This window comes from Blastococcus sp. SYSU DS0973, assembly GCF_054051055.1.
This window is the reverse complement of sequence record NZ_JBJHAN010000004.1, coordinates 1-20,188: the sequence shown is the minus strand read 5'-3', so window position 1 is coordinate 20,188 and position 20,188 is coordinate 1. Positions and strand designations below refer to the sequence as shown.

At 73.5% G+C, this 20,188-nt stretch carries 19 protein-coding genes and 1 pseudogene; 7 read left to right on the top strand and 13 right to left on the bottom strand.

From position 1 onward, the window contains the following. The first annotated feature begins 45 nt into the window (after positions 1-45). On the top strand, positions 46-942 hold the full coding sequence (locus ACI791_RS08670) for a hypothetical protein (RefSeq protein ID WP_456585691.1): 897 nt from the start codon (positions 46-48) through the stop codon (positions 940-942). 36 nt (positions 943-978) lie between these two features. Here ACI791_RS08670 and ACI791_RS08665 read toward each other — a convergent pair whose 3' ends face one another. The 4 genes from ACI791_RS08665 to ACI791_RS08650 all read right to left on the bottom strand — a co-directional run bounded on the left by ACI791_RS08665 (position 979) and on the right by ACI791_RS08650 (position 4,222). Beyond that, positions 979-1,824 carry an SDR family oxidoreductase gene (locus tag ACI791_RS08665; RefSeq protein WP_456585690.1) on the bottom strand — a complete coding sequence of 282 codons (846 nt, stop codon included), beginning with the start codon at positions 1,822-1,824 and terminating at the stop codon, positions 979-981. Positions 1,825-1,831: 7 nt separating this feature from the next. After that, entirely contained in the window at positions 1,832-2,827 is a 996-nt protein-coding gene (gene rfbB / locus ACI791_RS08660) for a dTDP-glucose 4,6-dehydratase (RefSeq protein WP_456585689.1), read from the bottom strand. Positions 2,828-2,950: 123 nt separating this feature from the next. Then, positions 2,951-3,760, bottom strand: a complete 810-nt coding sequence (locus ACI791_RS08655; RefSeq protein ID WP_456585688.1) for a hypothetical protein — start codon at positions 3,758-3,760, stop codon at positions 2,951-2,953. 117 nt (positions 3,761-3,877) lie between these two features. Next, a complete protein-coding gene (locus tag ACI791_RS08650; protein WP_456585687.1) occupies positions 3,878-4,222 on the bottom strand; it encodes a WhiB family transcriptional regulator in 345 nt (114 codons plus the stop codon). 258 nt (positions 4,223-4,480) lie between these two features. Between ACI791_RS08650 and cofD the strand changes: the two genes are divergently transcribed. From cofD to ACI791_RS08635, 3 genes are read left to right on the top strand one after another with little or no spacing between them, the layout of a single operon-like run. Further along, the gene (gene cofD / locus ACI791_RS08645) at positions 4,481-5,428 is read left to right on the top strand and encodes a 2-phospho-L-lactate transferase (protein WP_456585686.1); all 948 of its coding nucleotides are present in this window, start codon (positions 4,481-4,483) and stop codon (positions 5,426-5,428) included. Further along, complete coding sequence (locus ACI791_RS08640; RefSeq protein ID WP_456585685.1) at positions 5,421-6,521, top strand: coenzyme F420-0:L-glutamate ligase; 1,101 nt, start codon at positions 5,421-5,423, stop codon at positions 6,519-6,521. Before cofD ends, ACI791_RS08640 begins: the two co-directional genes overlap by 8 nt. 9 nt (positions 6,522-6,530) lie before the next feature. Then, a complete protein-coding gene (locus tag ACI791_RS08635) occupies positions 6,531-7,136 on the top strand; it encodes a dTDP-4-dehydrorhamnose 3,5-epimerase family protein (protein ID WP_456585684.1) in 606 nt (201 codons plus the stop codon). A gap of 10 nt (positions 7,137-7,146) precedes the next feature. Here the strand turns inward: ACI791_RS08635 and ACI791_RS08630 are convergent, their stop codons facing one another. Further along, positions 7,147-7,716, bottom strand: a complete 570-nt coding sequence (locus ACI791_RS08630; protein ID WP_456585683.1) for a DNA-3-methyladenine glycosylase family protein — start codon at positions 7,714-7,716, stop codon at positions 7,147-7,149. A 381-nt stretch (positions 7,717-8,097) separates the two neighbouring features. Between ACI791_RS08630 and rfbA the strand changes: the two genes are divergently transcribed. Further along, positions 8,098-8,964: a glucose-1-phosphate thymidylyltransferase RfbA gene (rfbA, locus tag ACI791_RS08625; RefSeq protein WP_456585682.1), complete on the top strand. Its 867-nt coding sequence runs from the start codon at positions 8,098-8,100 to the stop codon at positions 8,962-8,964. A gap of 16 nt (positions 8,965-8,980) precedes the next feature. Here rfbA and ACI791_RS08620 read toward each other — a convergent pair whose 3' ends face one another. From ACI791_RS08620 to ACI791_RS08605, 4 genes are all read right to left on the bottom strand, one after another. Further along, the gene (locus ACI791_RS08620) at positions 8,981-9,871 is read right to left on the bottom strand and encodes a DNA-3-methyladenine glycosylase family protein (protein WP_456585681.1); all 891 of its coding nucleotides are present in this window, start codon (positions 9,869-9,871) and stop codon (positions 8,981-8,983) included. A gap of 76 nt (positions 9,872-9,947) precedes the next feature. Next, positions 9,948-10,718: an SDR family NAD(P)-dependent oxidoreductase gene (locus tag ACI791_RS08615; protein ID WP_456585680.1), complete on the bottom strand. Its 771-nt coding sequence runs from the start codon at positions 10,716-10,718 to the stop codon at positions 9,948-9,950. 22 nt (positions 10,719-10,740) lie between these two features. Then, a complete protein-coding gene (locus tag ACI791_RS08610; protein ID WP_456585679.1) occupies positions 10,741-11,841 on the bottom strand; it encodes a mannose-1-phosphate guanylyltransferase in 1,101 nt (366 codons plus the stop codon). A gap of 1 nt (position 11,842) precedes the next feature. Continuing rightward, entirely contained in the window at positions 11,843-12,784 is a 942-nt protein-coding gene (locus ACI791_RS08605) for a glycosyltransferase family 2 protein (protein ID WP_456585678.1), read from the bottom strand. A 149-nt stretch (positions 12,785-12,933) separates the two neighbouring features. Between ACI791_RS08605 and glf the strand changes: the two genes are divergently transcribed. Further along, a complete protein-coding gene (gene glf / locus ACI791_RS08600; RefSeq protein WP_456585677.1) occupies positions 12,934-14,121 on the top strand; it encodes a UDP-galactopyranose mutase in 1,188 nt (395 codons plus the stop codon). Positions 14,122-14,129: 8 nt separating this feature from the next. Further along, the gene (locus ACI791_RS08595; RefSeq protein ID WP_456585676.1) at positions 14,130-16,091 is read left to right on the top strand and encodes a glycosyltransferase; all 1,962 of its coding nucleotides are present in this window, start codon (positions 14,130-14,132) and stop codon (positions 16,089-16,091) included. 85 nt (positions 16,092-16,176) lie between these two features. Here the strand turns inward: ACI791_RS08595 and glfT1 are convergent, their stop codons facing one another. From glfT1 to ACI791_RS08575, 4 genes and pseudogenes are all read right to left on the bottom strand, one after another. After that, a complete protein-coding gene (glfT1, locus tag ACI791_RS08590; RefSeq protein ID WP_456585675.1) occupies positions 16,177-17,085 on the bottom strand; it encodes a galactofuranosyltransferase GlfT1 in 909 nt (302 codons plus the stop codon). Further along, positions 17,082-17,843, bottom strand: a complete 762-nt coding sequence (gene wzt, locus ACI791_RS08585) for a galactan export ABC transporter ATP-binding subunit Wzt/RfbE (RefSeq protein ID WP_456585674.1) — start codon at positions 17,841-17,843, stop codon at positions 17,082-17,084. Before wzt ends, glfT1 begins: the two co-directional genes overlap by 4 nt. Positions 17,844-17,845: 2 nt before the next feature. Then, the gene (gene wzm, locus ACI791_RS08580; RefSeq protein WP_456585673.1) at positions 17,846-18,682 is read right to left on the bottom strand and encodes a galactan export ABC transporter permease subunit Wzm/RfbD; all 837 of its coding nucleotides are present in this window, start codon (positions 18,680-18,682) and stop codon (positions 17,846-17,848) included. A 76-nt stretch (positions 18,683-18,758) separates the two neighbouring features. After that, positions 18,759-20,188: pseudogene (locus tag ACI791_RS08575) on the bottom strand (N-acetylmuramoyl-L-alanine amidase); the annotation flags it as partial.

The following is a 20,188-nucleotide window of genomic DNA, read 5'->3' as shown; positions in this document are numbered from 1 at the left end:
CCGCGCACGGCCGGGGTTGCGAACCCGGCTGAGATGCTGGGCCGGATGGACGCCTCCACCTCCGCCGCCTGGCTGGTCGTCGGCGTGGTCCTCGGCGTCCTGGCCGTGGGCGCCGTGGTCGCCGGTGTGGCGGCCGCCCGCCGCCGGAGCGGCACGGCCGGCGACCGGCCGGCCGGCGCGCCCGACGGGCGGGTCGACGACCTGGCCGACTTCCTCGCGCACCCGCCGGGCACGCGACCGGAGGCGCCCGCCTCCACCGGCTGGGCGACGCTGGCCCCCACCCCGCCGGTGGGCCCCCCGCCGCGCGACGAGGAACGCCGCCGCGCCCACCTCCCGCTGGCCGTGCTCTGCGTCGCCGCCCTGGCGCTGGTGGGCACCGCGGCCGCCATCGCTGCCGGCAGCCGGTCCGGCGACGAGCCCACCCCGGCGCAGCCGCGGAGCCCGGAGCCGGTCCCCACGGCCGGCGGCGCGACCGACGACCGCCTCGTCGCGGATGTGGCGGTCGCCGGGCTGGTGCTCGAGCCCCGCGCGGTCGGCATCACCGCGGCCTATCCGGAGCTGCAGCTCACCAGCGACGACGGCACGGCGCGGCTGGAGCTCCGGCTGCCCACCTACAACTGCCTCGCCGCCGAGCCCCCGCCCGATCCGGTCGCGGCCGGCTGCGTCGCCACCCCGGTCGAGCACGCCACGCTCGGCCCGGAGCAGCTGCTCATCGAGCGCGACGGCGACCGGCTGACCGTCCGCGGGCACGCGGCCACCGCCACCCATCCGGGCGGCTCGCCACCGGAGCCGACCGGGCGGGTGTACCAGCTCGAACTCTCCCTCGCACCCAGCGGCACACCGGCCGCCGACGGCAGCCGGCCGGCCGTGGGGACACTGCGGCTGGGCTCGGGGACGGCGCCGGTGCTGCCTGCGACCAGCGTCCTGCGCCCGGCGGGCTGACCGGAACGGACCAGGGCAGCCGGCGGGGCGCAGGAATCAACCGGAGCTGCCCAGGTGGGTGCGCAGCGCGTCCCGCCAGTCGGGCGGGTGGAATCCCGTGCCGCGGATGCGGGCGAGGTCGAGCACGCTGTTGAGCGGCCGGGGCGCGATCCCGGACTTCCCCGCGAAGTAGTCCGCCGTGCTCACCGGCGTCACGTCGGAGGCGGCGCGGCCACGCACGGTGAAGACCAGCCGGGCGACCTCGGCCCAGGACGCCGGCTCGCCGTCATTGGTGAGGTTGTAGGTGCCGAAGGGGGCACCGCTCTCGACCAGGTGCCGGATGCCGGCGGCCAGATCCCGCGCGGAGGTCAGCCGGCCGACCTGGTCGTCGACCACCGTAGGGGAGATACCGCGGTCGGCCAGGCCGGCCATGGTGGCGACGAAGTTGCTCCCCTCGCCCACCACCCAGGTGGTGCGCACGAGCCAGTGCCGCTCGACCGCCATGGCCTGCGCGTCGCCGTCGGCCTTGCTCCACCCGTACACGCTCAGCGGCGAGGGTGGGAGATCCTCGGGGATCGGGCCGGGGTGGGTGCCGTCGTAGACGTACTCGCTGGAGAGGTGCACGAGGGCCGCGCCGTGCTGGTCCGCGGCGTCGGCCAGGTGGCCGACGGCGTCGACGTTCGCGGCTCGGACGACGGCGGCGTTGGCCGGGTCCTCGGCGGCGTCCACGGCGGTCCAGGCCGCGGCGTTCAGGATGACGTCCGTGCCCGACCAGTCGAATGCCTGCACGGCGGCCGCATCGGTGACGTCGAGCGCGGCCCGGTCCAGGGCCAGGGCGTCGGGGAACTCGCGCCGGAGCGCGCGGCCGAGCTGCCCGCCCGCGCCGACGATGACCGCCTTCACCGGCCGGTCACTGCCCACGTGCGGCATAGGCCGCCTCGACCTGCTCCTTGAGCGGCCGCCACCAGTCCTCGTTCCCCCGGTACCAGTCGATCGTGGCCGCCAGGCCGTCGCGGAACTCGGTGAACCGCGGAGTCCAGCCCAGCTCGCTACGCAGCTTGCTGGCGTCGATCGCGTAGCGCAGGTCGTGCCCGGCGCGATCGGTGACGTGGTCGAACGCGTCGGCCGGCTGCCCCGTCAGCTCCAGGATGAGCGCGAGCACCTCGCGGTTGTTCCGCTCACCGTCGGCGCCGATGAGGTAGGTCTCCCCCGAGCGGCCCCGGTCGATGATCGCGTGCACGGCGGAGTTGTGGTCGTCGACGTGGATCCAGTCGCGCACGTTCTCACCCTGGCCGTAGAGCTTTGGCCGCAGCCCGGAGAGCACGTTGGTGATCTGCCGCGGGATGAACTTCTCCACGTGCTGGTAGGGCCCGTAGTTGTTGGAGCAGTTCGAGATGGTGGCCACGATGCCGAAGGACCGCACCCACGCGCGCACCAGCAGGTCCGAGCCGGCCTTGGTCGAGGAGTAGGGGCTCGAGGGGTTGTACGGCGTCTGCGGGGTGAACTTCGCCGGGTCGTCGAGCTCGAGGTCGCCGTACACCTCGTCGGTGGAGATGTGGTGCAGCCGGACACCGTGCCTGCGCACCGCTTCCAGGATCGTGTACGTGCCCACGATGTTGGTCTCCAGGAAGGGGAACGGGTCGCGCAGCGAGTTGTCGTTGTGGCTCTCGGCCGCGAAGTGGACGACGACGTCCGAGCGGCTCACCAGCTGATCCACCAGTTCGGCGTCGGCGACCGAGCCGCGCACGAACTCGATGTCGCCCCGAACCGGGGCCAGCGTCGCCTCGTTCCCCGCGTACGTCAGGGCGTCGAGCACCGTGATCTGGTGCTCGGGTCGCTCGCGCAGCGTGTAGTGCACGAAGTTGGCGCCGATAAACCCCGCACCCCCGGTGACGAGCATGCGCATCGCCAGCTGAACCTCCGCCGCCCCTTCCCGAGCGACGCTCGCCCGGCACCCGCCACCCGGCGGGACACATGAAGGATAGGCGGCGCCCGCTGCGGCGGGGCCGCGAGCGTATCCGGGCTGCCGTCAGTGTGGCCAGCGCCGCGCCGGCACGGACAGGGTGACCACGGGCGCACCCATGCCGGTGGACAGGCCGCCGTCCCCGAACCCCCACCACGGCCAGCGGTCCGCCCCGTCCACCAGGGTGAGCAGCCCGGCTCGCAGTCGCCCGCCGTCGGTGACGGTGGCGACCTCGAGCCGGCCGACGGCCACGTGCAGCCGGGCCGTGGCGCGCAGAAAGGCCCGCGCCCGGGGGTCGGGCTCGGCGGACAGCACCCCGGGCAGCGCGCGCTCCAGGTGCTCCGGCGCGCTGCCGCGCTCGACGGGGCCGAGTTGGTCCAGCGCGTCGACCAGGAGGGTGGTGCGCGCATTGGCGAGCAGCGCCGTCGGCAGACCGGCGGTCAGGGCACGCGCCGTGGGATCGCCGAGGGGCAGGCCGGTCAGGTGCAGGGTCCAGGGGCCGCGCAGCGAGCCCAGGAACTCGAGCACACCGCTCGCCAGCAGCCCGGCGGCCGCCTCGTCCCGGGCCAGCAGCCGGGCTCCGGGGCGGCCGGGCGGCAACGGTGGGCGGTCCTGCCCGAGCAGGGAGACCACGGTGAACGGCCCCCGGCGGCGGAGCCAGAGGAAGGCAGCGGCCCGCGGCGGACCGCCGGGCAGACCGTCCACCACGACGGCCGCGGGGCGGGCGAGGGTGCGGCGCGCGGCGCCGTCGTTCAGCACAGCGGTCAGCCAGGGCGCGCGGGCGGTCAGCGGGGCCCTGAGCGCCACCGCCAGGGGTTCGGCGGCCCGCACCTCGGGGACCACGCGGGCGCGACCGACGGCGACGCGGGCGACCATGCCCACGACAGAACCACAGCTGCCGACGGGGGTGGCCAGCGGCTGCGGGCAGTTCCGGGCGACCCCGTCCGGATGCTGGCCCGAGCGTGCGAGGGGTGAGGAGGCCGGGGTCCTTCCTCAGACGGCTCGACGGCGCAGCCGACGACGCTCGCGCTCGGACAGACCGCCCCAGATGCCGAAGCGCTCGTCGTTGGCCAGCGCGTACTCGAGGCACTCGGCCTTGACCTCGCAGCCGGTGCAGATCTTCTTCGCCTCGCGGGTCGAGCCACCCTTCTCGGGGAAGAACGCCTCGGGGTCGGTCTCGGCGCAGAGCGCGCGCTCCTGCCACGACTGCGTGTCGGGCTCCAGCCCGAACCCGAGGAAGCCGACGAACGGCTGCCCCGTGCCCTGACCCGCGCCGTGGCCGGCGGGAGCCCCCAGACGGTCGGCCGACCGCTCGGACCCGTTCATGTAATCGCTCAACCACGACACCTCAGCCATGACGGTGCGTCCCCTCTCGCTCTCGTCCCGGTGCGCGGCCGGCAGGAGGTTCCCGCGCCGTCTTGCACTCGTCGACACCGCGCGAATTACACGCGTGTCGTTGCCCGGCCGTCAACTTCGCGCGGTGTAAGCGACACGCCCCACCAGCCCCATCCGTCCCTGGCGTTCGTCAGCTCTCGTGGCACCCCTCGACACGCCCGGCCAACAGTCGACAAGTGCTCATCGGGCACCATGCGTTTCGTGCAGATCGTCGTGCTGGCAGGTGGGACCGGAGGGGCTCGATTCCTGCGCGGTGTCCGCGCCGCGGCTCCCGAGGCGGAGATCACCGCCGTGGTCAACACCGGCGACGACGTCACCATGCACGGGCTCCGCGTCTGCCCGGACCTGGACACGGTCGTCTACACCCTCGGCGGTGGCATCGACGAGGAGCGCGGCTGGGGGCGGGCCGGGGAGTCCTGGACGGTCAAGGAGGAACTGGCCGCCTACGGCGCCGACCCGGCCTGGTTCGGCCTCGGCGACCGCGACGTCGCCACCCACCTCATCCGCACCCGCATGCTCGACGCGGGCTACCCGCTCTCCCAGGTCACCGCGGCGCTGGCCGATCGCTGGCAGCCGGGCGTGACCGTGCTCCCGATGAGCGACCATCGGGTGGAGACGCACGTCGTCGTGACCGACCCCGACGACGGCCGCCCCCGCGCGATCCACTTCCAGGAGTGGTGGGTGCGCCACCGGGCCGCCCTCGAGGTGTCGGCGTTCGTCCAGGTCGGCGTGGACGCCGCGCGCCCGGCCCCGGGGGTCGCCGAGGCGTTCGCCGCCGCCGACGCCGTGCTGCTGGCGCCGTCGAACCCGGTCGTGTCCATCGGGACGATCCTCGGCGTACCGGGCCTCCGCGAGGCGCTGCTGGCCTCCCCCGCCCGGATCGTGGGCGTCTCCCCGATCGTCGGCGGCGCGGTGGTGCGCGGCATGGCCGATCGGTGCCTGCCCGTTCTCGGCATCGAGGTCAGCGCCGAGGGCGTCGGCCGGCACTACGGGGCCCGCGCCCACGGCGGGCTGCTCGACGCCTGGCTGGTGGCCGAGGACGACCCGGCCGGCGTTCCCGGCGTGGACGTGCGGCGGGTGCCGCTGCTGATGTCCTCCCCCGAGACCACCACCGCCATGGCCCGCGCCGCGCTCGACGCCTGTGCGTAGGGACGAGCCGCGGGGCCTGTCGGTCCTTCCCGTCGAGGGGCTGCCGGAGTTCGGCCCCGGCGACGACCTGGCCCGGGCCGTGGCGGGGGCGGCGCCGTGGCTGGCCGACGGCGACGTCGTCGTCGTCACCTCCAAGGTCGTCTCCAAGGTCGAGGGCCGCCTGGTGCGGATCGAACCCGGCACCGACCGCGAGGCCGCCCGCCAGCGGGCGATCGACGGCGAGACGGTGCGCACGGTGGCCCGGCGGGGCCCGCTGAAGATCGTCCAGACGCCGCAGGGCTGGGTGGTCGCCGCCGCCGGCATCGACGCCTCCAACGTCGCCTCCGACACCCTCGTCCTCCTCCCCGCGGACGGCGACGCCTCCGCCCGCCGGCTGCGCGACCGGCTCCGGGAGCTGGCCGCCGTGGACGTCGCCGTGGTCGTCAGCGACACCTTCGGGCGCACCTGGCGGGAGGGCCTCACCGACGTCGCGGTCGGCTCGGCGGGGATCACCGCCCTCGACGACCACCGCGGGGCGGTCGATGCGCACGGCAACCGCCTGGAGACCACCCGGGTCGCGGTGGTCGACGAGCTGGCGTCGGCGGCCGACCTGGTCAAGGGCAAGCTGGCCGGCGTGCCGGTGGCGGTCGTGCGCGGCCTGCCGCTGCGGCGCCCCGCCGAGGACGCCGACGAGGGCACCCGCCCGCTGGTGCGGCTGCCGGCCGACGACCTGTTCCCCTACGGCTCCCGCGACGTCGTCCCCTCCCGCGCCCCGGAGGCCGACCTCGTCCCCCGGGCCGGAGAGGTCGAAGCCGTCGCCGAGGCCTTCCGGGTGGCCGCCGCAGCGCTGCCCGAGTTCCCGGTCGTCCTCCGATACGGCAGCGAGAGCGACGGCGTGGTCGACGTCCACCTCTCCGACTCCGTGGGCCTCACGACCGCGCTCAACCTGGGGGCGGTCGTCGGCGCCACCCTCGTGCAACTGCACGCGATGGGGTGGTCGACTCGCTGGGAACCGGTTGGCTCCCCCGGCGGCAGCTCGCTGGTCGGGCGGCTCTGGATCGGATCGACCGCGGGGTCCCGGGACGACGCGTCCCCACCGGGAGCCATCGTCTAGCGTCGGGCCGTGGAGATCCGCGAGCTCGCCGTGCCCGACAGCTACGTCCTGGACCTCGTCCCGCACGGGGACGCCCGCGGCCGGTTCACCGAGTGGTACAAGGCCGACACGCTCGCCGGCGCGACCGGCTTCGGCCTCACGCTGGCGCAGGCCAACCACAGTGTGTCCGCGCGCGGCGTCCTGCGCGGCGTCCACTTCGCACTGGTCCCGCCCGGCCAGGCCAAGTACGTGTACTGCCCCGCCGGGCGGGTGCTCGACGTCATCGTCGACATCCGGATCGGGTCGCCGACCTTCGGGGTCCACGACGCCGTCCTGCTCGACAGCGTGCAGCCGCGAGCCGTCTACCTCGCCGAAGGGCTCGGGCACGCCTTCGTCTCTCTCGCCGACGTCAGCTCCGTGACGTATCTCGTCTCCACCGGCTACTCCCCCGGGCGTGAGTTCGGCATCCACCCCCTCGACCCGGAGCTCGACCTGCCCTGGCCTACCGACGTCGAGTTCGAACTGTCCGCCAAGGACCAGGCGGCCCCGACGTTGGCCGAGGCGGGGGAGCAAGGGCTGCTGCCCACCATGGAGCAGTGCGCCGCCCGCTACGCCGAGCTGCGGGCCGGCGCCTGAGCGCCCGCCGTCACCGCGACCGGCAGTCGCCCGGTGCGCACGTGGCCCGCGCCGGCGGCCGACGAGGGCCGTCTGCCAGCAGCGAGCGCACCACCCGCTGACGGTGCCCGCGCCACGGCTCCGACAGCGCGAGCAGGCTGCAGTCATCGGTGTTCCGGGACTCGGTGAGCGCGTAGCCGACCTGGTTCTCGAGGTGGTAGTCGCCGACGCTGACCGTGTCCGGATCGCCGTAGACCCGCTGCACCACCTCCGCCCCCGTCCACACCCCGATGCCTGGGATCGAGCACATCCGCCGCTGCGCGGCCGTGGCGCTGCGCGCGCGGCCCGGCTCCAGGGCGTGCGCGATGGTCGCGACCGCGGGCAGCGCCCGCCAGCGGGCGCCGTCCAGGCCGCAGCGGTGCCATTCCCAGTCGGTCACCTCGAGGACCCGCCGCGCGTCCGGGGCCCCATCCCCTCGGGGGCCGGCCAGCCGCAGCAGCTCGTGCCAGACCCGGCGCGCCTCGACGACGGCGACCTTCTGCTCGAGCAGGGCCGGGACCAGGGCGTTCCACGTGCGGTGGTGCGGCCCAGCCTCAGCCACGGGCTCCTCCGGTGCAGCTCGGTCAGCATCGCGCGGTCCCCGGGTCGAACTCCTCGGGACGGCCGGCTGCCCCGAGCCACTCGGGCACCGCCCGGACCGCCGGGTGTGGTGGTGGTCCGCCAGACGCTCGACCCGGTGACCTGGATCGCGGGATCTCGGCGTCACGGCGGTGCGGGGCCAGGGCCCGCCCCAGGTCCAGTGGCCAGTCCGGCACCCAGACCGACTCGTGGCCGGGGGCGGCGAGGATCGTGGCGTTCAGCGGGTGATCCGGGCGTGCGGTCTCCTGATCGAGGCCTGTGCAGCGCGCCGGGGCCCCCGAAAGGGTATGCCCGGCACGGAGGCCACCTGGGGCGTCCGGTCACGATGGGTAACGTCCAGGCCATGCGTGGGATCATCTTGGCCGGCGGGACCGGCAGCCGCCTCTTCCCGATCACCCAGGCGGTCAGCAAGCAGCTGATGCCCGTGTACGACAAGCCGATGATCTACTACCCGCTCTCAACGCTCATGATGGCGGGCATCCGCGAGGTCCTGGTCATTACGACGCCCGGCGACAGCGACGCCTTCCGCGCGCTGCTCGGCGACGGCAGTCGGCTCGGCATGCGGATCGAGTACGCCGTTCAGCCGAAGCCCGAGGGCTTGGCGCAGGCCTTCCTGATCGGCGCGGACTTCCTCGACGGCCAGGCGACCGCCCTCGTCCTCGGCGACAACATCTTCTACGGCGCGGGGCTGGGCACGGCCCTGAGCCGGCTGCCCGAGCCCGACGGCGGGCACGTCTTCGCCTACCACGTGGCCAACCCGAGGGACTACGGCGTCGTCGAGTTCGACGGCTCCGGCACGGTGATCTCCATCGAGGAGAAGCCGACGCACCCCAAGAGCTCCTACGCCGTCCCGGGGCTGTACTTCTACGCCGGCGACGTCGTCGAGGTCGCGCGGGGGATCACCCCCAGCGCCCGCGGCGAACTCGAGATCACCGCGGTGAACGAGCACTACCTGCGGCAGGGGCGGCTGACGGTCACCGCCCTGGACCGGGGCACCGCCTGGCTCGACACCGGCACGTTCGCCTCGCTCCGCCAGGCCACCGAGTTCGTCTCCGTGGTCGAGGAACGCCAGGGGTTGAAGATCGGCTGCATCGAGGAGGTCGCCTGGCGCAACGGCTGGCTGGACGACGACGGACTCGTGCGGGCGGCGGGACCGCTCGGCAAGAGCGGCTACGGCGACTACCTGCTCGGCCTGCTCACCGACCGCTGAGGGGACGGGTCCCCGGTCAGCGGCGCCGGTTGTCGACCGGGGCGAAACGGGGGCCGCGGCGGGGCCGGCGCGGACCGCCGGCGAGGATCAGCCGCACCACGCGCTGCCGGTGACCGCGCCATGGCTCGAGCAACTCGAGCATTCCGGCGTCGTCGGTGTCGCGGCGCCCGGTGAGCGCGAAGCCCACGGTGTTCTTCAGGTGGAAATCACCGACGCTGACCGCATCGGGGTCGCCGCACGCCCGCTGCACGACCTCGGCTGCGGTCCACACGCCGATGCCGGGGATCGAGCACAGCCGCCGCTGCAGCACCGCGGAGTCGCAGTCCTCGCCTGGCTCGAGCCGGTGGGCCACGGTGGCGACGGCACGCAGCGCCCGGCGGCGGGCCCCGTCGAGGCCGCACCGGTGCCACTCCCAGTCGGTGACCTCCAGCACCCGCCTTGCCGGCGGGACGACCCGCATGCCCGCGGGCGCGGGGCCGGGCGCCGGCTCCCCCGCGAGGCGGCAGAGCTCGCGGAAGACCCGGTAGGCCTCCGCCGTCGTCACCTTCTGCTCCAGGACGGCGGGCAGCAGCGCGTCCCACGCACGGCCGGTGCGCCCGAGCCGCAGCTGCGGATGGGTCCGGTGCAGCTCGGCCACCAGCGGGTGGGCGTCGCCCGGGCGGAACTCCTCCGGCCGGTCGTCGGCGCCCAGCCACCCGGGCACCGCCGTGCCGGCCCGCTCGGCGCCCGGCCCCCAGGCCTCGATCCGCAGCTCCCCGGCTGCCTGACGGAGCCGGACGGTGGCCGGCCCGTCGGGGGTGCTCGTCGTCCGCCAGAGGGCGCCCTCGGCCACCTGCATCGTCGGGTCGGCCGCCCCCCGCCGGTGCGGGGACAGCGCGCGCACCACGTCGAGGGGCCAGCCGGGCACCCAGGCGGACGCGTAGTCGGCGGCGGCCCGGGTGCCCGGTGTGGTGCTCGTGCTCAGGAGGTGCTCCGGGGAGTGGTCAGCGGGGTGCCATGCGCAGCGCGCCGTCCATCCGGATGACCTCGCCGTTGAGGTAGCCGTGCTCGACGACGGCGAGCGCCAGCTGGGCGAAGTCGTCGGGACGTCCGAGCCGCTTGGGGAAGGGTATGCCCGCCGAGAGGGCGGCCCGCGCCTCCTCCGGGAGCGAGCCCAGCAGCGGCGTGTCCACCAGCCCGGGAGCGATGGTGCAGACGCGGATCCCCACGCTCGACAGGTCGCGGGCCGCGGGGAGTGTCATGCCCACGATGCCGCCCTTGGAGGCGGAGTAGGCGACCTGGCCGATCTGGCCGTCGTAGGCGGCGATCGAGGCCGTGTTCACCACGACGCCGCGCTCGCCGTCCTGGTCCGGCTCGGTGGTCGCCATGGCGGCGGCCGCCAGGCGCAGCACGTTGAAGGTGCCGACCAGGTTGACCATGACCGTGCGGGTGAAGGCGCCCAGGTCGTGCGGCTGCCCGTCGCGGCCGACGGTGCGCTGGGCCCAGCCGATGCCGGCGCAGTTGATCGCCACCCGCAGCGGGCGGTCCTTGCCGGCCGCCTCGGCGATCCCGGCCTGCACCGACGCCTCGTCGGTGACGTCGGTGCGCAGGAAGGTGGTGTGCCCACCCAGTTCGGCGGCCAGCGCGGCGCCCTTCTCCTCCTGGAGGTCCAGGATCGTGACGGCGGCCCCGCGGGCGGCCAGTGCTCGGGTGGTGGCCTCGCCGAGCCCGGAGGCTCCTCCGGAGACCACGGCTGCGACGTCGAAGCTCTTCATGCCCGGAGGCTAACCAGCCCGCTCACCCGAAACGTGGCCCGTGCCGCTCCTGCACGGCGGCGAGCAGCTGCTTGATCCGCTCGGCGTCGCCCACCGGGCAGACCATGGTGACGTCCGCGGTGTGCACCACCACGCTGTCGCGCACCCCGACGAGGGCGACGAGGTGGTCGGGGTCGTCGCTGAACACGATGTTGCCCGCGCAGTCGAGCACGACGGAGAGCCCGTGGACGGCGTTGCCCGCGCCGTCGTCGCCCAGGGTGGAGGCCAGCGCCGGCCAGGAGCCGACGTCGAGCCAGTCGACGTCCAGGTCGACGACGAGCACGCGACCGGGCTCGGTGGCGGCCGGCTCGAGGACCGCGTAGTCGACGCTGATCTTCGGCAGGGACGGGAACACCTCGGCCAGGACGGTGTCCCGCTGCGGGCCGGCCGGGGCGGCCGTGATGCGGGCCAGCCCCTCGGCCGAGGCGGGCAGGTGGTCGGCGAGCGCGTCCAGCACGGTGCGGGCCCGCCAGACGAACATCCCGGAGTTCCACAGGTACTCCCCCGATGCCAGGTAGCGCTCGGCGGTGGCCCGGTCGGGCTTCTCACGGAAGGAGGCGACCTCGGTGACGCCCGGCCGGCCGGTCGGCCCGCCGCGCTGCACGTAGCCGAACCCGGTGGCCGGCGAGGTCGGCGTGATGCCCAGGGTGATCAGCGAGCGGGGGCGGTCGGCGAGGGCGTCGAATGCGGTCCGGAGCGCCTCGGTGAAGCGTTCGACCGGGCGGATGACGTGGTCGGCGCTGACCACGGCCAGGTCCGCCTCGGGGTCGACGTCGGCGACCAGCGCCGCGGTCAGGCCGACGGCGTTGGCGGTGTCCCGGGCCACCGGCTCGAGCACCAGCCGGTCGGGACGCAGCTCGGGCAGCGCGGCGCGGACCTGGCCGGCGTAGCGCGCCGCGGTGCAGACCCAGATGCCCTCGGCGGGCAGCACCGCGCGCAGCCGGTCCCAGGCCTCGGCGAGCAGGCTGTGCGGGACGCCGTCCCCGCCGGCGACCACGTCGAGCAGCTGCTTCGGCCGGTCGGCGCGGGAGAGCGGCCACAGCCGCGTGCCGGAGCCTCCGGCCATGATCACCGCATGGCGCACGTCAGCCCTCCCGTCCGGTCCCGGTCGGCTCGGGCACCGCGGCCAGCTCCCGAGCCCGCCGCTGGAACGGGGCGCCGGCGGCCACCCGCCCGCTGACGTAGGAGAGCAGCATCCGCCCGCCCAGGCCGGCGCGGAGCGCCGCGCGCAGCGGAGCGTGCCGGCGCCCCGGGTACTGGCCGGAGAGGTAGCGGAGCGCGCTGGTGTGGTGCACCCGCTGCATCCGGTGCGGCTCCCGCTTGGTGGCGTGCCCGCCCTCGTGCTCCACGACGGCGCTGGGGACGTAGACGTGCAGGAAGCCGCGGCGGGTCAGCCGCTCGGCCAGGTCGACGTCCTCGAAGTACATGAAGTAGCCGGGGTCGAACCCCCCGACCGACCAGTAGGCCTCCAGGTCGACCAGCAGGCAGGAGCCGCTCAGCCAGCCGGCCGGACGCTCCCGCGGCGCCTCCCGCTCGCGCCGGTAGCGCGCCGTCCACGGGTTTCCCGGCCACGCCCAGCCCAGCAGCGCGTGCCCAGCGCCGGTGGACAGCCGGGGCAGGTCGCGCGCCGAGGGGTACAGGTCCCCGGCGGGCGTCATGATCGCCGGGCCGAGCGTGGCCGCCCGCGGCCAGCGGTCGGCGGCGGTAAGCAGCTCGTCCACCGACCCGGCGTGGAAGCGCAGGTCGGGGTTGGCGATCAGCGCCCGCCCGGTCCGGAGGTCGGCCAGTCCGGCGTTGGCCGCCGCGCCGTAGCCGATGTTGCCGCCGGTCCGGAGCACCCGGACGTGCGGATGCCGGGCCGCGGCCCGCTCCGGCGCACCGTCGGTCGAGCCGTTGTCGGCGAGGACCACGTCCACCGGTCTGGTCGTGGCCTGCGCCAGCGAGTCGATGAAGCCCGCCAGGGCCGCACCGGGCGAGTAGGTCACCGCGACGACGCGCAGCGGTCGGTTGTCCGTCGGGGTGGCCACGTCTGAACCCTAGGCGGCCGAACCCCGCGCATCGTCGCGCCCGGTGGCCGGTGGCCGGTGAGGCCGGTGTGACGGAACGGGTCCCCTTCCCCGCGCGGGCCCTGCGGCGTGGTCGTGCGGCCCGCCGGTGGCAGGTACCGTCGATGCCCGTGACTCGAACAGCACCCGATCTCGTGGTCGTCGGCTCCGGATTCTTCGGACTCACGGTGGCCGAGCGCGTCGCCACACAGCTCGACAAGCGCGTGCTGGTCATCGACCGCCGGAACCACATCGGCGGCAACGCGTACTCCGCGCCCGAGCCGGAGACCGGGATCGAGGTGCACGTCTACGGCGCGCACCTGTTCCACACGTCGAACGAGCGGGTCTGGCAGTACGTCAACCAGTTCACCGAGTTCACGAAGTACCAGCACCGGGTGTTCAGCATCTACCAGGGGCAGACCTACTCGCTGCCGATCAACCTGGCCACCATCTGCCAGTACTTCGGCAAGAGCTTCTCCCCCGACGAGGCGCGGGCGCTGGTGGCCGAGCAGGCCGGCGAGATCGACACCGCGGAGGCCGCGAACCTCGAGGAGAAGGCGATCTCGCTGATCGGCCGACCGCTCTACGAGGCGTTCATCCGCGGCTACACCAAGAAGCAGTGGCAGACCGACCCGACCGAGCTCCCCGCCGCCGTGATCGCCCGGCTCCCGGTGCGCTACACCTTCGACAACCGGTACTTCAACGACACGTACGAGGGTCTGCCGAAGGACGGCTACACCGCCTGGCTCCAGCGGATGGCCGACCACCCGAACATCGAGGTGCGGCTGGACACCGACTACTTCGACGTCCGCGACGAACTGCCGGCCGACGTACCCACGGTGTTCACCGGCCCGATCGACAAGTACTTCGACTACGAGGCCGGCGAGCTCGGCTGGCGCACCCTGGACTTCGAGACCGAGGTCCTGCCGATCGGCGACTTCCAGGGCACCTCCGTCATGAACTACGCCGACGAGGACGTGCCCTTCACCCGCGTCCACGAGTTCCGCCACTTCCACCCCGAGCGGGACTACCCCACCGACAAGACCGTGGTCGTGCGGGAGTTCTCCCGGTCCGCGCAGACCGGCGACGAGCCGTACTACCCGATCAACACCCCCGAGGACCGGGCGAAGCTCGAACGCTACCGCGAGCTGGCGGCCAAGGAGGCCGCGGAGAAGCGCGTTCTCTTCGGCGGACGACTGGGCACCTACAAGTACCTGGACATGCACATGGCCATCGGATCGGCGCTGACCATGTTCGACAACCGCATCCGCCCCTTCTTCGACGAGGGTGGCCCGATCGACGGCCGCCTGGAGGACTGAACCACCTCATGACGACGGACAGCACGCTCGACGCCGATGCGCCGGTCTCCCCGGAGGTCGTGACCCAGCCGAGGGAGGAGGAGCTGGCGCCGGGCAAGGCGGTCCAGCTGCTCCAGCGGGTGCTGATGCCTCGCCCGGCCGACCAGCTCAAGGTGCGCAGCCTCTACCTCGACGAGGTGAACTCCGGCCGGGCGCGCGCCCGCGACCGCTTCACCGCGGAGCTCGACCCGGGGTGGGAGGTCTCCTTCGCCACCTACTTCAATGCCTTCCCGGCCAGCTACTGGCGCCGGTGGAGCGTCCTGGAGTCGATCGTCCTCCGGGTGACCGTGTCCGGCCGGTGCCGCATCGACGTCTACCGATCCAAGGCCGACGGCGAATCGATGCACGTGACCGGCGCCGTCCACGAGGGCGAGGAGCGGACCCTCGAGTTCGAGCTGGACCTCGGCCCCTTCATCGACGGCGGGTGGTACTGGTTCGACGTCACCACCGACGAGCACGTGACCGTCCGGGACGCGGGCTGGTACGCCCCCCAGGCAGCCGTCGAGCAGCCGCGGCTGGCCGTCGGCATCTGCACCTACAACCGGCCGGTCGACGCCGTCGCCGCGCTCGAGGCGCTGGTCGAGGACGAGGTCGTCCGGGAGCAGGTGCACCTGGCCGTCGTCGCCGACCAGGGCAACCAGCACGTGCGGGACGCCGCCCGCTATCCGGTCGTCGCCGAGGCGCTGGGCGACCGCCTGCGGATCGTCGAGCAGCCCAACCTGGGCGGCAGCGGCGGCTTCGCGCGCACCATGCACGAGTCGTTCACCAACAGCGACGCCACGCACCTCGTGCTGCTGGACGACGACATCCAGCTCGAGCCCGACAGCCTGCTGCGCGCCCGGGCCTTCGCCGCGTACGCCAAGAACCCGGTGTTGGTCGGCGGCCAGATGCTGGCCCTGCAGGACCGCTCCGTCCTGCACGCGATGGGCGAGATCGTCGATCGGTCGCCGTTCTTCTGGCGCAACGCGCCCAACACCGAGTACTTCCACGACTTCGGCGAGCGGTCCCTGCGCGAGTCGCCCGACCTCCACCGGCGCATCGACGGTGACTACAACGGCTGGTGGATGTGCCTGATCCCCCGCCAGGTGTTCGAGGCCGTGGGGATGCCCCTCCCGCTCTTCATCAAGTGGGACGACGCGGAGTACGGCCTGCGGGCCTTCGCAGCGGGCTTCCCCACGGTGTCGCTGCCTGGTGCGGCCATCTGGCACCTGTCCTGGGGGGACAAGGACGACGCCAGCGACTGGCAGGCGTACTTCCACATCCGCAACCGCCTGGTCGCCGCGGCGCTGCACTCGCCGCACAAGCACGGCGGGACGATGTTCCGCGAGATGCTCAAGGCCGACCTGCGGTTCCTCATGACGCTGCAGTACTCCACCGTCGAGCTGCACCAGATGGCCTACCGCGACTTCCTGGCCGGTCCGGGACACCTGTTCGAGGGCATGCCGCAGTCGGTGGTGCGGGCACGGGAGAAGCGGGCCACGCACCCCGACGGGCAGGTGCTCAAGTCCTCCGGCGACCTCCCGCTGCCCTCGATGAGCGCCGCCGAGGCCATCCGGTTCCGCAGGATCCCGGTGAACCCGGTGTCGATCGCGTCCACGCTGCTCAAGGCGATCGCCCACAACGCGACGCCGGTCGACCCGGGCCACCGCGAGGTGCCGCAGCTGAACCTGTCCTTCCAGGACGCGCGGTGGTTCCTGCTCTCCCGCCTCGACAGCGCGACCGTGGGCACTGCCGACGGCCGGGGGGTCACCTTCCGCCAACGGGACCCGAAGACCTTCCGCCGCCTGTTCACCGGGTCCGCGCGTCTGCTGCGGCAGATGTCGCGGGAGTTCCCCGAGCTGCAGCGGCGCTACCGTGAGGCGGCCGGTGAGCTGACCTCGGTGGAGCGCTGGACCGAGGCGTTCGAGTCCTGGGGTTACGAGCGGGTCTGAGTGCGCTGGTTCGGCGAGCGGGCCCGGGCGGTGATCACCGTCCGGGCCCGCTCGTGCTCCGTGCTCAGGGACGCGTGCTCCGTGCTCAGGGACGCGTGAAGCGTTCCCCGCGGCCGGCACGCACCAGCCGCAGCCACTCCCGCCACCCAGCGGGGTCCCGGCGCGAGACCAGGAAGAACCAGCTGAACCGGACCAGTTCCAGCGGCCACAGCCAGCGCATCCCGGGCTGCGACATCAGGTAGCCGCGGTTGCGGTAGGTGAAGAACCGCTTGACCTCGTTGCCCGGGTACTGGGCCGACAGCCGTCCGCCAAGGATCGGTTCGAACTCCGAGGTCCCCTCGGGGTGCAGGTACGCCGCACCCACGGCGGTGCCGAACGGCAGTCCGGCGCGCAGCAGCCGGCGGTGGATCTCGGTCTCGTCGCCGCGGAAGAAAAGCCGGTAGTCGGGCACCCCCACCACGTCGAGGGCGTCGGCCCGGAAGAGCGCGCCGTTGAACAGCGAGGCGTACCGCGGGAGGACCTCGAGACCGGCGAAGTCGCTGCGCCGGCGTCGCCACCGCAGCCCCCGTCGCAGGGGGAAGGCCAGCCGGTCGGGATCGGCGAGATCGGCGACCATCGGGGACACCTGCGCGAGCCCGTGCCTGCGGGCGGTGTCCAGGAGCGTGGCCAGCACGGTCTCATCGGCCGGGCGGCCGTCGTCGTCGGCGCACCAGACCCAGTCGGCTCCCAGCGCGAGCGCGTGCAGCATGCCGAGGGCGAACCCGCCCGCGCCGCCGAGGTTGCGGCGGCTGGGGAGGTAGGTGGCCGGCAGGCCGCTGGCCTCGACCGCGTCCCGGACGCCGTCGTCCGGGCCGTTGTCGACGACGACCACGTGATCGGGGCGCCGGCTCTGCGCGGCGACGGCGGAGAGGCTCTCGCCGAGCTGCTCCACCCGGTCGCGGGTCACGATCACCGCGACCACCACCGGTGCCGCCGTCGGAGGCGCCGGGGTCACGAGCGGTCGCCCTTGTAGGCGCGTAGCACGTCCTCCAGGTCGCCGTGCCGGCGGATCCGCCCGTGCTCCATCCAGATGGCGGTGTCGCACAGCTCGCGGAGGAATTCGTCGGAGTGCGAGGCGAAGACCAGCAGGCCGGCTCGGTCGACGAGCTCGGACAGCCGCTTCTTGGACTTCTCGAGGAAGGCTGCGTCCACCGCCCCGATCCCCTCGTCGAGGATGAGGATCTCGGGGTCGATGCTGGTGACCACGCCGAGGGCGAGCCGGATGCGCATGCCGGTGGAGTAGGTGCGCAGCGGCATGCGGAGGAAGTCGCCGAGCTCGGTGAAGTCGGCGATGTCGTCGATCCGCGCCTCCATCTGCTTCCGGGTGGCGCCCAGGAACAGGCCGCGGACGATGATGTTCTCCAGGCCCGAGATCTCCGGGTCCATCCCGACGCCCAGGTCGAAGACGGGAGCGACCCGCCCGCGGACCTCGGCGAACCCGCGGGTCGGCTCGTAGATGCCGGCCAGCAGCCGCAGCAGGGTGGACTTGCCCGCACCGTTGTGGCCGACCAGCCCGACCCGCGCGCCGTGCTCGAGGTTCAGCGTGATGTCCCGCAGCGCCTCGATGATCGGCACCTTGGTCTCGGTGGTGATGTTGCCGCCGACCAGACCGATCACGGTCTTCTTCAGCGACCGGCTCTTCGCGTCGAAGATGGGGAAGTCGACGCAGGCGTCCTTCGTGGTGATGCTGACCAGGGGTCTGTCCTCCGACACGCTCACACCCAGTACGAGATCCGCGACCGGTAGCGGCGCAGCGCCACGAGCGTGAGCGCCCAGCCGATCACGGTGATGACCAGGACCACGATCCAGTGCCGCAGCACCTGGTCCTGCCCCAGCATCGGCTGCCGGATGATCTCGATGAAGTGGAGGAAGGGGTTGAACTCCACCAGTCGCGCGCGCTCGGCGATGGCGGGATTGGGGCTGTTGACCAGGTCCTCGTAGATCCAGACGATCGGCGTCAGGAAGAACATCAGCTGGACGATGCTCTGGGTGATCGGCGTCAGGTCGCGGAACCGGGTGGTGACGATGCCGAAGAGCAGCGCGACCCACGCCCCGTTCGCGGCGAGCAGGACGAAGGCCAGGACGGCCGTGAGGCTGCGCCAGGTCAGCGGCTGCGGGAAGACGACGAGCATGACCGCGTAGACGATCAGGTTGTGGGCGAAGAACAGCATCTGCCGCCAGACCAGCCGGTACACGTGCACCGACAGCGGGGCCGGCAACTGCTTGATGAGGCCTTCGTTCGAGATGAAGACGTCGGCACCCTCGGTGATGCAGCCGCTGATGAAGGCCCAGACGATGAAGCCCACCAGGATGTAGGGCAGCTGCACCGACAGCTCGTTGCCGAACAGCCCTGCGTAGAGGACCCCCAGGGCCACCGCGGTGACCGCCATGCTGATGCTGATCCAGATCGGCCCGAGCACCGATCGCCGGTAGCGCTGGCGGATGTCCTGCCAGGCGAGGTGGCCCCACAGCTGGCGCTGCTGCCATCCGACGCGGAGATCCTCGGCCGCTCGACGCCAGCTCCTCCCCTGCGGGGCGGCGGTCGCGGTCATGCCGTCCACGCTACCTGCGCGCGCATGGAGCCCCGCACCCGGAAACGGGACACGGGGCTCCAGGCGGACGGAGATCTCACTTGTAGTGCACTACCGCCACACCAGTCGCGTTCGACACCTGGACGTAGCCACCTTGGAAGGTCTGGCGGGTGCCGCCGGGGACGGTCTCCGGGTCGGCCGTGGGGTAGCCGAGCCGGCCGGTCTCCCAGCCCGCGGCCGCCCAGGCGTCGCGGATCGGGCCGCGCACCAGGCGTGCGCCGGTGGCCTGTGTCCAGTAGACCGAGCCGTGCTGGAAGTGGGCGAACCGCCCACCCCCGGCCAGCGAAAGCACATCGGTGGTCGGGAAACCCAGCACGCCGGTCTCCCAGCCGCTGGCCGCCCACCGGTCCCGCACCGGCCCGGAGACGATCCGCGCACCGGTGGCCTGGGTCCAGTAGACCGACCCGCCCTCGAAGTGCGCGAACCGCCCACCACCGGACAGCGGGAGCACGTCGGTGGTCGGATAACCCAGCACGCCGGTCTCCCAGCCGCTGGCCGCCCACCGGTCCCGCACCGCACCGGAGACGATCCGCGCACCGGTGGCCTGGGTCCAGTAGACCGACCCGCCCTCGAAGTGCGCGAACGCTCCCCCGCCAGGCAGCGTCCGCACATCGGTGGTCGGATAACCCAGCGCACCGGTCTCCCAGCCCGCCCCCGCCCACCGGTCCCGCACCGGACCCGACACGATCCGCGCCCCGGTGGCCTGCGTCCAGTACACCGAGCCGCCCTCGAAGTGCGCGAACCGCCCACCACCGGACAGCGGGAGCACGTCGGTGGTCGGGAAGCCCAGCGCACCGGTCTCCCAGCCCGCCGCCGCCCACCGGTCACGCACCGGCCCGGAGACGATCCGCGCCCCGGTGGCCTGCGTCCAGTACACCGAGCCGCCCTGGAAGTGCGCGAACCGCCCACCACCGGACAGCGGGAGCACGTCGGTGGTCGGGAAGCCCAGCGCACCGGTCTCCCAGCCCGCCCCCGCCCACCGGTCACGCACCGGCCCGGACACGATCCGCGCCCCGGTGGCCTCCGACCAGTAGATCGAGCCGTTCTCGAAGTGGGCGAACGCGCCACCGTCGGGCAGCGCCCGCACCCCGGTCGTCGGATAGCCCAGCTCACCCTCGTGCCCACCGACGGCGGTGTACCGGTCGCGCACCGCCCCGTGCAGGGCGTGCGCCGCACCCGAGACCGCGTACACCTCCCCACCCTGGAAGGCCATCACCACACCCACCCCGTCCGCCGTCGCCACCGCATCCGCCACCGGATACCGCAGCGGGCCCGCCGGCCCGCCGGCCTCCTGCCATCCGAGGAGGACGTCGCGCGGGACGAGTCGCGTGCCGAGGTCACGGTGCAGGTACAGAGAGCCGCCCTGGAAGTGCGCGAACTGGGCCAGCCCGTCCGGGGTGCTCGCGGCATCTGCGGTGGGCATGCCCAGGTCGCCGCCGTCACCACCGGCGGCCAGCCAGGCATCCC